This is a genomic window from Marinagarivorans cellulosilyticus (assembly GCF_021655555.1).
In the GTDB taxonomy this organism is placed as follows: domain Bacteria; phylum Pseudomonadota; class Gammaproteobacteria; order Pseudomonadales; family Cellvibrionaceae; genus Marinagarivorans; species Marinagarivorans cellulosilyticus.
The window spans coordinates 3,134,268-3,147,643 of the sequence record NZ_AP023086.1 but is presented as its reverse complement, the minus strand read 5'-3'; the positions used below and the strand labels follow the sequence as shown (position 1 = coordinate 3,147,643).

At 47.2% G+C, this 13,376-nt stretch carries 9 protein-coding genes; 6 read left to right on the top strand and 3 right to left on the bottom strand.

The features are described 5' to 3' along the window. The first annotated feature begins 17 nt into the window (after positions 1–17). The 4 genes from MARGE09_RS12610 (at position 18) to MARGE09_RS12595 (ending at position 6,834) form a co-directional block, all read left to right on the top strand. Positions 18–803: a P-loop NTPase family protein gene (locus tag MARGE09_RS12610; RefSeq protein WP_236982417.1), complete on the top strand. Its 786-nt coding sequence runs from the start codon at positions 18–20 to the stop codon at positions 801–803. Positions 804–1,027: 224 nt separating this feature from the next. Continuing rightward, on the top strand, positions 1,028–3,667 hold the full coding sequence (locus tag MARGE09_RS12605) for a hybrid sensor histidine kinase/response regulator (protein WP_236982415.1): 2,640 nt from the start codon (positions 1,028–1,030) through the stop codon (positions 3,665–3,667). Between the two features lie 30 nt (positions 3,668–3,697). Then, the gene (locus MARGE09_RS12600; RefSeq protein ID WP_236982413.1) at positions 3,698–5,236 is read left to right on the top strand and encodes a SpoIIE family protein phosphatase; all 1,539 of its coding nucleotides are present in this window, start codon (positions 3,698–3,700) and stop codon (positions 5,234–5,236) included. Between the two features lie 59 nt (positions 5,237–5,295). Next, entirely contained in the window at positions 5,296–6,834 is a 1,539-nt protein-coding gene (locus MARGE09_RS12595; RefSeq protein ID WP_236982411.1) for a sigma-54-dependent transcriptional regulator, read from the top strand. On the opposite strand, the gene MARGE09_RS12590 is transcribed toward MARGE09_RS12595, so the two are convergent. Both MARGE09_RS12590 and MARGE09_RS12585 read right to left on the bottom strand, forming a co-directional pair. Then, positions 6,766–7,881, bottom strand: coding sequence for an acyltransferase family protein (locus MARGE09_RS12590; RefSeq protein WP_236982409.1), 1,116 nt, complete (start codon positions 7,879–7,881; stop codon positions 6,766–6,768). The genes MARGE09_RS12595 and MARGE09_RS12590 overlap by 69 nt on opposite strands. Then, positions 7,881–8,921: an NAD-dependent epimerase/dehydratase family protein gene (locus MARGE09_RS12585; RefSeq protein WP_236982407.1), complete on the bottom strand. Its 1,041-nt coding sequence runs from the start codon at positions 8,919–8,921 to the stop codon at positions 7,881–7,883. The genes MARGE09_RS12590 and MARGE09_RS12585 overlap by 1 nt, the downstream gene beginning before the upstream one ends. Positions 8,922–9,307: 386 nt before the next feature. On the opposite strand from MARGE09_RS12585, the gene MARGE09_RS12580 reads away from it, so the two are divergent. Together MARGE09_RS12580 and MARGE09_RS12575 are read left to right on the top strand one after the other, a co-directional pair. Continuing rightward, the gene (locus tag MARGE09_RS12580; RefSeq protein WP_236982405.1) at positions 9,308–11,437 is read left to right on the top strand and encodes an LruC domain-containing protein; all 2,130 of its coding nucleotides are present in this window, start codon (positions 9,308–9,310) and stop codon (positions 11,435–11,437) included. Between the two features lie 56 nt (positions 11,438–11,493). Further along, positions 11,494–12,081: a hypothetical protein gene (locus MARGE09_RS12575; RefSeq protein WP_236982403.1), complete on the top strand. Its 588-nt coding sequence runs from the start codon at positions 11,494–11,496 to the stop codon at positions 12,079–12,081. A gap of 94 nt (positions 12,082–12,175) precedes the next feature. Here the strand turns inward: MARGE09_RS12575 and MARGE09_RS12570 are convergent, their stop codons facing one another. Further along, positions 12,176–12,682 (bottom strand): RDD family protein, encoded by a 507-nt coding sequence (locus MARGE09_RS12570; protein ID WP_236982401.1) that lies wholly within the window; start codon positions 12,680–12,682, stop codon positions 12,176–12,178. Between the last annotated feature and the right edge of the window lie 694 nt (positions 12,683–13,376).

The following is a 13,376-nucleotide window of genomic DNA, read 5'->3' as shown; positions in this document are numbered from 1 at the left end:
TTTATTAAGGCCGAATCATGCAACTGCTAAATCACTGCGACCTAGACCGCTTATATTTAAAAACCTTGGGTGCAGGCCATAAACGCATTGCCATTACCGCCTGCGACGAAAAATCAGGCGTATCGACAATGGCAATGGCATTGGCGCAACGTCACTTATTAGCCGGAGCATCCGTGCTTTATGTTGAGCTAAACTCTTTTGCACCTGCCATGACAGCACTGTGCGATATCGGCCTGGATTTAGAGAATCTAGAATCACCCGAAAGCGAAGCAACGACCGCAGCCAGCCATAAAAGCATAAAAGCAACACCGCAAACACACCATTTATTTACCCCGATGTTAGTCACCAGCAGTATCGGCGACGATGTAGTGACCGGTGTTTTAGCGCCACAAGAACAAAACCATATTCTCGCTTTGCGCAACCCCACCACACTGGCTAAACAACTCGATCAGCTGGGCAAAGGGTTTGATGCCATTGTGATTGATTGCGCACCATTGTGCTCCGCCACCGTAGAAAACCATGCCAACCAAGGTGTACCGGCCGACCTTGTTGCCACAGTCGCCGATGCCACCGTGGTAATGATTCAAGCAGGCGTCACCAAAGCGCCACACCTCAAACGCAGCATGCAACTGTTGCAGCAACAAGACATTACGCCAACCGCCATGGTCATGAATAATCAACATAACCCATCACTTGGGCAAGAACTCATTCGACAAGCCAAGCGCCTAGAGCGATGTTTGCCTAAGCTTAGTGGGTGGATACAACATAAAATTAACAACAGCTTGCTGATGTTGCCATTGTAATCGTAAGGCCTAGTGATGTTTAACGCGCACAGCTTCCCCAAGCGCCAGCCTGCCTACAACAACAGACGCCGGAAACACCTTATGGGCATCTCTAAAAATGCACTTTTTCCGCGATAGCGGCGTCAGCTCCGTCCTCGAGCCTCATTTACACCACGTAAACTGCGGCCCTCAGGGCGGTGCTTCCTTGCTCTCACACAAAAATTACTATTTTTGGAGGTGACCTTATGCTTAACATACAAAACATTGCCCAAGCCTGCCTGCAAACCAATACCGCTTTAAGTTTTTGCGACCTAAACCCAGCGGCGCAGCAACTGTTAGAGCCACTAAGCACTGCCCAAGTACTTAATGCATTAAAGGATTACCGCGCCAATTTAATCCCCGAGTGTCGCCAACAATACCTTCAACACTCCAGCGTTATCGTTATCGAGCCACCGCAAGCATCACCCCGTTACTTACACGTGCAGTGCTGGCAGCTAGATGGCCAGTTAACACTCTTTTTAAACGGCCAATCTTTATTAACTTTTGCTTTTGGCGATAGCAGCGCTGTAACCCACGATGGCCTTGCCGTTATAGATTGGCACGGCAACCTAATAGAGGCCACAGGCCCCGTGCCTGTAGCACAAGGGGCAAACCTGTGCGACTGGATAACAGCACAACAATGGCAAAGCCTGCGCAGCGAAGTACAACTCACCACAACACATAACGACACCCACTGGCTGTGTATAGCGTCTAGATTATCTTGCGCAACGCACCCACCGTTGCTGGGCCTGCGTTTTACATCCGCCCCCAGCAAAACTGCAAGTACGCCGCACTCGCCGGCGGGCGAACTAAGCCAAAACGATTACGTAAAAGCACTAAAGGTTGCAAAGCACCAGGCAGAGCAAGCCAGCGATGCCAAAGGCCGATTTTTGGCCACCATGAGCCATGAAATTCGCTCGCCTTTAAATGCCATTATTAATATGGCCGAACTCTTATTGGGTACAGCGCTTAACGAAAAGCAAAAAAAGTATGCCGAAGTAGCTTATTCCGGCGGGCAAACACTCATGTCATTAATTAATGACATTTTAGATTTTTCTAAAATTGAGGCCGGTCATTTGTCGCTCAATGTAGCGCCATTTTCTATCACCCATTTAGCGGAAGATATTATTACCCTTTACTGGATGCGCGCAGCAGAAAACAATATCGAATTAACGCTTACTATCGCGCCAGAATGCGATGCCTTTTACCAAGGCGATGAGCAACGCATTCGCCAAATTATTATTAACTTAATTAATAACGCCATTAAATTTACCGAAAAGGGCGGCGTTCACTTAGCCGTTAATCGCATAGAAAAAAACGGCCAAGCCGGCTTATTACTGCAAATTGTTGATACCGGTATAGGCATGAGCCAAGCCGAGTGCGAAGATGTTTTTTCGGCGTTTATTCAAGCTCAGGCTTCAGAAAACCGACGTTTTGGCGGCACGGGACTTGGCTTAAGCATTGTTAAACAACTGGTAGAACTAATGTCTGGCAATATTAGCGTTACCAGCACACCTGGCGCAGGCAGCGAATTTAGTGTGTTTTTACCACTCGCGCCATGCCCAGAACACTGCATCAAAAATGACACCCGCATACAACCCTTTGAGGGCCATAAGGCCACACCGCCGCAATCTATTGTTGCATTGCTAGATTGCCCAAATACTATTATGCGCAGCAGCTTGGCACGGCAGCTAGAAGACCTACACGTTCCCATGCTGTCAATTAATGACCTTAAAAAACCTTTGCCGCCATTAAATACCGCTTATATTTTTGGCGAGGCAGATGAATGCTCAGATAATATCAGGCACTACCACAAGCAAGTTGAGCAATATATTCAAGCTAAAGAAATTCGCTTTGTGTGCATTAGCGATATGCGTACCACCGAAGAATTACGCCATAGGTTACATCGTGGCTTTAGCACTGCGCTGGATAAACCTTTACTCCCTTCAAAGCTTTCGGGTTTAATTCACAATCGTCTTGGGAACCTAAAAGAATGGCATAAAACCGCGCCTGTTCACCAGCAACGTATATTATTAGTGGAAGATGGCGCCGCCAATCGCGCCGTGGCACTAGCCCTGCTCGAAAACATTGATATTACCGCCGATATTGCCCACGATGGCCAAGAAGCCCTCAAAAAAGTTGCACAAAATCACTACCCATTAATACTGATGGATTTATCCATGCCAATTATGGACGGCCTAGAAGCCACCGCCCATATTCGTGCAGGTAATACCAGTAACAAAGAAACGCCCATTATTGCCCTTACCGCAAATGCCTTCGCAGAAGACCGCGCGACCTGCTTAGCCGCCGGCATGAACGACTACATTAGCAAACCCATTGATACTAAAATCTTTAACCACAAAGTAAATCAATGGCTCACTCGGGCATTATCGAATAGCAGCGCGCCAAACCAAACAACGAATAACAACCCCCAAAAAAGCACTAGCGCATCGTCTGCCGCAAGCACGCCAAACAACCAAACAACGGAAGATAAAAACAGCAATATTCTAGATAGCCAAGTGCTACAGCAATTAATTAAAGATACATCGCCCTCGTCACTGCAGGTTATTTTAGGTATTTATTTCAAAGAGGTCGAAGAGCGCGTTCCGCAAATGGAGCTGCTTTTATCGCAAGAAATTTGGTCTATGCTCGGCGATGAGGCCCATATATTAAAAAGCAGCTCGGCCAGTTTTGGTGCAATTGAATTATCAGCAAAAGCAAAAGTTATTGAATTGAACGCCAAATCGGGGGAATACGAGCGCGTACGCGATGCAATGCAGGGAATCAGCCAATTAGCCGAAACCACGCTTAAGGCGCAGCGCGCGTTTTTAGCCGCTCTGCATTAAACAACAAACCTGCGCAATAATAGGCCAATTATGAAACGCTGCATTTTTTACCAAAACTACCCTGCCGAACTTAGCATACTAAAAAAATGCCGCGCGGATATTCACGATATTGTCGCCCGCTTACACTGGATACCCCAAACCTATAACCCACTGTTGTTATGTGTCAGCGAATTAATCGCCAACACGGTTAATTACAGCAAAGCGCCAGTAGCTAGCAGCTTTAGCATTGCATTGTTTAATACCGGCACACACTTAGTGTGTGAATACCGCGATAACGGCGGTCTTTTTGACCCCTTTAAACAAGCCGTAAAACTTGAGGATATCGACCCGTTCGCCGAGCATGGGCGCGGCATTGCCTTATTAGCCGCCAGTTGCGAAACAGTGTATTACCAACAAGCCCAAGCACCTTTTACTAACGCGGTTATTTGCAACTTTAAATGGCCTCATAAAGCCATCAAACCCAGCGTACTGTTAGTCGAAGACGACCCGGCACAAAATTACTTATACCTTGAATACCTTAAAGCCGATTACAACGTACTGGCTTGCCACACCGCCGAAGAAGCCATAGCAACCGCGCAGCAACAGGTTATTGATGTTGTGGTTTCCGATATTTCTATGCCCGGCACCAATGGCATAGAACTGCGCAAAACACTGCTTGACAACCCCAATACCGACCTTATCCCCTTTATGTTTTTAACCGGCGCCCAAGAAATCGCCGATTCCGAAAGGTTGGCGTATTTAGGCATAGACGATTTTCTACAAAAACCTGTCAGCAAGCAGCAATTAATTACGTCTATCGAGCGCGTATTACAGCGCTCTACTCAGCTGCTAACACGGGTGACCGAGCGCCTAGACCAACACATTACGCAAGCGCTCTGCCCTAAGCTGCCAAACCACTGCCTAAGCTGGGCGATAGAATACGCCAGCCGTAATACTGGAGCCGGTGGTGGCGATGCCGTATTCCTAGAGGCTACCCCTCAGCCAACACTGGTACTGTTAGATGTGATGGGCCACGACATCAGCGCCAAATTCTTCGCCCACGCCCATACGGGCTACCTGCGAGGCCTAGTCAAAAGCATGACGCCCAGCTTTGATTTACAACCACAGTTTGATCCAGCCGAGGTACTCAACAAGCTCTCAGATATGGCTTTTGCCGATGAACTATTAAGCCACACAATTTTAACTACACTAGTAATAGAGCTATGGCCCAATGGGCAGTTTCGTTATGCCAGTGCTGGCCATCCGCCGCCCATTGTTGTTGGCCCCAATGGTTTAAAAAGGCTGGATGACGGCGGCATGTTGCCAGGGCTAATGGCCCAGCATAGCTACAGCAATAGCAGCTATACCCTCGCCCCCGACGAGCGTTTAGTCTTGTACAGCGACGGTTTATTTGAAGGCGCTAACAACCCAAGCCAGCGCCAAAAATTGGAAAAAGAAGTGCTCATCAGTATTGAGCAAAGCTATAACCTGCCAATAACGCAGGCAAAAGAACACATTATGGCCTGCTTCGACCAACAAGCAGGTAGCGCAAGTGACGACGTCACATTGATATTATTAGCTGGGCATTAAACCGGAGTACAGCAATCGATTAACCGGTATAGCTCAATTGGATAAAGAGCGACAATTGCATGACACACAGAACACGCATACTGATAGTTGAAGATACCCAGTCGCTGGCAGTCACCTACCAGATGTACCTATCCTCTTTAGCGGTCGAGGTAGAACTGTGCGAAACCGGTAAAGATGCCATGGTCAGCATCGACAACGCCCCGCCAGACCTTGTCCTACTCGATTTAAACCTGCCCGATATATCCGGCCAAGAAGTCTTGAGCTGGATTATTGCAAAACACGATTGCGAAGTGGTGATTGTTACCGCCCACGGTTCGGTCGACCTCGCTATGGAGCTTATACGCGCCGGCGCAAAAGACTTTCTCGAAAAACCCGTATCTGCCGATCGCCTGCGTACCACCGCGCGCAACTGCTTGGAAAACCACAACCTTAAAAGCACCGTTGCCAATATCCAAAAGACTTTAACACGCGACCATTACCATGGTTTTATTGGTGCTTGCTTACCTATTCAAGCGGTCTACAAAACTATTGATGCCGCCGCGCCCAGTAAAGCCACGGTGTTTATTACAGGCGAAAGCGGCACTGGCAAAGAGGTGTGTGCTGAAGCCATTCAACGCCAAAGCCCGCGCCATAACAAACCTTTTATTGCAATTAACTGCGGTGCTATACCTCGCGAGCTTATCGAAAGCGAATTATTTGGCCACGTGAAAGGCGCTTTTACCGGCGCCCATAACGAGCGCAAAGGCGCCGTGCTAGAAGCTAACGGCGGCACCCTATTTTTGGACGAAATTGGCGAAATGCCGCTGGATTTACAAACTAAATTATTACGCTTTTTACAAAACGGGACCGTGCAAAAAGTGGGCAGCAGTAAAGTTGAACACGTGGATGTTCGCGTTATTTGCGCCACCAATCGAGACCCGTTAGAAGAAGTACAAAACGGCAACTTCCGCGAAGACTTATACTACCGCTTAAATGTCTTACCCATAGAGCTACCCCCATTACGCGAACGCGACAAAGATATCACGCTGCTGGCAACACGCTTTTTAAGTAAGTTTGCATCAGAAGAAAACAAGCCATTCGAAGGAATATCAGACAACGTACAGCAGGTATTTTTGAACTACCCTTGGCCGGGCAATATCCGCCAACTGCAAAACGTAATGCGCAACATTGTGGTACTGCATAACGATACCACCGTACAACGCGAGCATTTACCGCCGCCACTTAACCACAATAAATGGCAAAGCACTGTTTCGGAAACCACACCAATAAGCCCCACCCCACAAGCTGCGGCCATACCTCCTGCTGAGCAACCCGCAGCAAGCGAAGCATTAGCACAGCCAGAGCAAGCACCTGCTACAGCCACAGCCATGCAAACAGCCAGCCCCACGCCCCCAATGGTTACACCCCATTACACGCCTGCGATTAGTTCAGACCAACCCCACCGCGTGCGCACCCTTGCCGAAGTCGAAAGAGAAGCCATTGAGATTGCGATTTCAGCGGCAAACGGCAACATCCCCAAAGCCGCGGCTTTACTGGATGTTAGCCCGTCGACGATTTACCGCAAAAAACAAAACTGGGAAAAATCGGCCTTGCAATAATCGCTTTAGCCCGCGCGCCAAAGGTGGCTCTAAATAAGTCACCAGTATTAGGCTGCACAGCAGCATAAAGGCAACCGTTAAGGTAATCGCTGTAGCCTCGCCAATAAATGGTATTAAAGTATCAATAATTTCTTTACCAGCCACGTTATGCAGCAAATACAAAGGGTAAGTGAGTGCACCCATTACCGGCAAAACACGCCGCCATATTAAAGGTTTAGCAATATCGGTACGCACTATTACCTGCTTATCACTCTGCGACCGAACAATACAATAAAAAATTGCAAAAAATGTAGCCACAGCGGCTACACAAATACAGCGCTGTAGTAGCGTGACATCAACAATAAAACTGCTTGCCACATCAAAACCTCGCCATAAGGCTAACAACAAACAAGCCGGCAGCATCATAGCCACAAACCAAGAATAACCACCGCGCTGCATTAAATAAAACAAAATGCCGGCAATAAAAAAAGGCGAATAAATCGGGCTAATAAACCAACCCATGAAAAACGGCTGACCGGTAAAAAGATGGACCAACGTTATGCATAGCCAAACCGTCAGCCACCAGCGGTAATGGTTAAAAACACCCAATACTAGCAATACAAATACGCAGGCGTAAAAGCGTAGTTCTGCATGTAGCGTCCAATACACGCCATCAATATTGGCAAAGCCTAGCACATCGTTAAACAACGTTAAGTTTGCCAATAGCTGTGCAAGCGTAGGAAACTTACCCGAGCTTAAAAACACCACTGCAACCGTAAAGGCAAGCCCACACCAATACGCCGGATACAAGCGCACCGCGCGCGCCACTAAAAACGCCCAAGGGCTTCGCTGCGCAGCCGAAACAGCAATCACGTAGCCACTAATCATAAAAAACAGTGGTACGCCTAAATAACCAAACTGCGTTATTGCCCCTAGCATGCCAAAGTCAGCCGCTTCCGGGCGATTAATATAGTGGTAAAGCACAACAGCTAAGGCGGCAACAAAGCGCAGCCCGTCCAATGCCAGTAGCCGCGCATTAACATTCACCGCTGGCGCCACACTAGCCACTAAAAGCGCGCCGCAGAATAGTCATCCAAACGGGGGGTATCGCGCATAAAGCTATCGTCCACGCGCTGCCAGGCCTCTGCGACACCGGTAAAAGGGGACAAGGGCTGTGCCATTTCTACCCCTAACTGCTTGCGGTAAAATGCAATTAGCTGCGACAAACCTTTATTCAACGAAATTGAAGTGGAACAATTTAGTTTTTCGGCCGCTTTTGCCGGGCAACCAACAGAGCCATAAATATCACCACTGCGCGAGGTTTTATGGTTTACAGCGACATGCGCATTGGCCAAACACATAATGCGCTGCGCTAAAGCATTAACCGTAACGCCCTCGCCACTGCAAATATTGAAAATATCAGGGATTCGGCTTGAATAGTCCATCGCGGCCATTAAAAATTTTACCGCATCGTCAACATGTACATAATCGCGCGATTGCTCACCGTCGCCATAGATGGTCATGCTTTTACCTTGTAGCGCATTCATTATAAATTGCGTTACCACATCGCGACTTTGGTATTCGTGCTCATACCGCTCGCCGTACACATTAAATAATCGCAAGCCAACGGTTTGCACACCTTCCATTAAGGAAGCAACTTTTGCGTGAATTTCTAACGCGCGCTTATCGGCCGCATAAGGCGTTAAAGGACAAGGCTCGGCGTACTCACTTAAGGGTAGCTCGGCATTATCGCCATATACAGCCGAAGACGAGACATATACCACCTTAGTTTTTGTTTTGGCCGCAGCAGAAAAAACATTAAAGCCTCCGGTTAAAGTTGCTTTTATATCTCTAAAATTATTTTTATCAAAGCCGTACTCAGACATATCAGCCAAATGAAAACAGCCATCAACATCCTGCATAAATTGCTCAACGGTTTTAGCATTACATACATCGCCAACATTAAGCTCCATGCAATCGGATGCACTAACAGGTATACCGTGAGACAAATTATCGAGCACGCGCACATAATGGCCCCGCTCTATAAGATGCGATACCAAACGCGACCCCAAATAGCCACAACCACCAGTTACTAAATAAATCGCCATAACACTATTCTCATTTTATTTGAAAGATACATGGCAATAGCAATTTAGATACCAAATAAAAATTTAAAAAACATTAACAACAAGAATAGACCTGCAGCCGTTGACTGCCGTGCACTGAAGTTACGCCACGGCAAAATGCTTGAGGTTTGAACATATAAAAGAGGACAAATAAAGCCAATTGCTTTCGCATTTTGAAATTGCAAATTGCGAATACAAACGCACCCACACTGCAAATTGCGGCAGGGCTTGAAGTATTACAATCGAGCAAACCCAGGCGCCATAAGGGCTACAGGGCACTATAGCCATTGTAATGCGCTTGGGCACAGCACTTGCAACACCCCTATTACATTGTGTTTTGTATTGCCAACTTAACAATAGGTGAGTCCATGTTCCGCAATATTGCTGTAAGCCCTTTAAAAAGCCTAACAACGCTGCTGTGCTATGGCCTTGCAAGTTCTGCATATGCAGCCCCTTTTAGCAGCTGCCCAAGCAAAGCCTTTTTGTTTCAAGGTAACCCTGTTGCTGCCTACGGCATTAATTTAGCAACCGGGAATTACACAATATTACAAAGCGATGCCGGTGTTGCAGGCAACATAAATGGCCTAGGCTTTAATGATACAGACCGCTACATTTATGGCTACAACACAACCCTTAAGCAAGTTATGCAAATAGGTAGCGATTTTAAAGCGCGAGCGATAAACGTTAATGGTTTACCCAGTAATACTACGTTTTATGTAGGTGATACTTATAACCACTATTACTATTTATACCGCAAGGGCACAGGCTTTTACCGTATTGATTTAAGCCCGCTCGATAACGACCCTAATGCGATATTAACCGCAGAAACAATCACAACATCTGCCAGTATTACACTCACCGATTTTGCCTTTCACCCCAACAACAATCACCTTTATGGGGTAGATAATAGAACTGGGATTTTATATGAGTTTGATACCAACAACGGAAGCGCTCGCGAAATGGGCGACACTGGCGTAACGGGTACTTTTGGCGCCGCCTATTTTGATGTCGACGGTTACTTGTACTTATCACGCAATAGCGATGGTTTTATCTATCGCATTGACCTAGCTTCTGTAGAAATAACCGAAATCATAGGGCCAACCGCCACCTTATTTGCCAACGGCCCCTACTCTAGCCAAAACGACGGCGCCCGCTGTGCGCAAGCCCCCATTATTGATGAGGACGAACCTGCGACTATCGACTTTGGCGATGCACCCGCCAGCTACGGCACACTGATTCAAGATAACGGCGCGCGCCACGCCCTCGATGACACCACCTACCTTGGTTTTAGTGCACCTGCAGGTAAATATAATGGCCCAGATAACAGCAGCTTTGAGGATTTAGATGATGACGGCGTCGGCTTTGTCACGGCTTTTGAAACAGGCCTCGATAGTGTCGTGCAAGTTATCGCTAGCAACAACGGCTACTTAAACGCCTGGTTCGACTGGAACCAAGATGGCGACTTTGACGATGAAGGCGAACAAATTTTTACCGGCCAAGCCTTAAATGCCGGCGCCAACACCCTAGTAATGCGCGTTCCTGAAGGCGCGCTAGCAGGCCAAACCTGGGCGCGCTTTCGCTTTAGCCAACAAGAAACACTAGCGCCATCTGGTGGCAGCACTAGCGGCGAGGTAGAAGACTACACCGTTAATGTCGCAAGCGTAGGCTTAAGCTACAAGTATTACCCCTCGGCCAATGGCTGGACGACATTAGCCTACGAAGATAACTGGCCACAAACCGCCGACTACGACATGAACGATGTAGTGGTCGGCCTGCGCTACACCGAGGTCATAAACACCGCCACACAAACCGTAGAACGCGTTGATATTCGCGGTAAATTATTAGCCATGGGCGGCAGCTACCACAGCGGTTTTGCCATTCGCCTGCCGGGTATAGCCGCGCAAGCAATAAACCAGCAAACCTTACAACTGCGCTACAACGATGTACTGGCCCCCTCGCCATTAGAGGCAGGCCGCGAAGAAGCCATATTTATTATTAGCGAGCACCTAAACGAAACAATTAAACCCGTGTGTGGTTTTTACCGCACACAAGAGAACTGCGACCAAGACATTACCTTTAACTTTGACTTAAGCATTCCCTTAAACGGTGAAATTGCCGCTAGCGCTATGCCCGCACAACCCTACGACCCGTTTATTTTTGCCACCCCGCACTATTACCACGGCAGCGCATTTGCCACGGCCCCAGGCCGTGCCTACGAAATCCACCTGCCCGACCAAGCGCCAACAGAAGCTTTCGACCCCGCCTTTTGGGGCCTGCAAGAAGATACCAGCAACCCACAAGAGCAGCGCTATTACCGCACCGCCAATAACTTACCCTGGGCGATGGAAGTCAGCAGTAGCTGGCAGTGGCCAAAAGAGCGCACCGACTTACTACAGGCCTACCCCAACTTTGCCGATTTTGTCTTAAGCCAAGGCGCCGAGCACAAAAACTGGCACACACTGCAAAATGGTCAAGCACAACATATTTTTATGCCTTAGAAAAAAGCATAGATTCAAACAATTAAATTTTTTACTGATTAGACGTAGGCCCTGTTATGAACATTAAGCACACCGGTAGCACTGTGAATTTTAATAACCACAGCAAAAAGTACGGCAATCTTCTAAACCAAATATTCACAGCTGTTTTATGCACGACGGTACTTGCTGCCTGCGGAAGTGGTGGCGGTAGCGGCGGCGAAAATAATAACGCAGAAAATACCGCAGCCACCTATAGCAGCATAAGCTCTTCTAGCGACGTGAATTCATCCAGCAGCTCTAGCGCCGCATCAAGCTCTAGTACGGCAACCATTAGCACAACCACAACTGATGCGTTAGTTGCCGCACCAGATTTCGATTTTGCCAGCCAAAGTACCGTACAACTGAACGTTCATTTTGAAAACCATGGCGGTAACCGCTACCAGCTTTCGCTTTATGGCAACTACCAAGAAAGCAACACAGGCTACCTGCCACACTACAACAGCCAAATCACTTCGGGCGCATTAACTGACGGCGTTTATACTAGCCAACTACAAATACCCAGTACTCAAACGCGCGTACTGGCAGAGCTTTGGAGCTACGACGGCAGCGCACCTATTCAAGCTGTTTTGAGTGTTCAAGATGGAATTTTGAATTGGGCTATTTAACGCAGTTAAAGCCGGGCACCCAAAACAAACGGGTTCTGAGTACCTTACAAACCATCGGCGCAAAAAAGTGAATTTTAAAGTGGACGAAACAACATCAAGTATTTACATAAACTACTTTTGTACCACCAAAGTGATCGTGAATGCATCGTCTTGATTTAGAGAAAATAAATAAAAGATTAACCAAATTCAAAAGGCCCCCAATAACCGGAATACTTGGTACAATCCAATAAAAGCCATAGCGCTTAGCTAAAGTCGCTATTGACGGTAAATGGCCATCTAACGTCACAATTTTTATATTCAGCACTTTCTTTCCTAGGGTCTGACCATCTCGACACAAGAAATAACCGTGAATCATTAAAAACAAAATAATTCCGACTAAGGTAATCGCTAAACTGTAGGAAATAGATGGCTGAACACCTTCCGACATGTTTTCAAAAGCGCCGGTAAAGTACATTAACGGGAGTGTTATCGGAATAATTGTTAATGCATCGATAAGGCTTGCGCCAACCCTACTCCAACGACTGGCGAGCTCACCGCCGTCATGGCGTTCTTGGTTAGTGTCTAAATCCGATTTCGGGGCGTCGTAAATATTGTTTTCCATTTTTAAATCCTTGATAAATTGTAACTATTCAGGCATCTACAAAATTGAGCGCTAATTAATCATTTTCTAGGCCGCTTAAGCCATCTACGACTTTGCGCTCCTCGACTTTTTGCTTGTCCTGCAAAGTCTCCAGCAGAGTCTAATCCTGCATATCCTTATGCAGGTGCAAAATCTACCCAGGCGCATCGTTGCTGGGGCTGGGGCTGGGGCTGGGCACTATGCTAGCGCCCCCGACGCACGAATGCCTAGAAAATGATCAACCAGCCCTCCGAGTGAGTAATATTTTTTATGGCCAAATAGCTACCGATAAATTTATTAACCGCCACATATAGCGGCCGTTTCTTGATAAAAGCGCAAAAACAGCGCTTCATCTAGGATAAACGACACCTACAAAGCATTCTACTGCAAGCGCATACGTACGATAACGAAGCCGCACTCGATAGCTGTAGCCCTGACCGCTATATTACCGCGTCAGATCTTCTTTTGTAGCGGGCAGTTTCTCTGGCGCAGCTAAGCACAATAACTCATAGGCACCCAACTATCACAGCGTTTTAGCGCAACATCTTCTTATTTAACTCGACGTATAGGTTCGATTCGGTCAGCTCATTCGTTTTATGGTATCAACACCTCAATCTATAGAGCGTATTATCTGTTATTGAAATATCCGATTGTATTAGACCACGGCATAAAACTA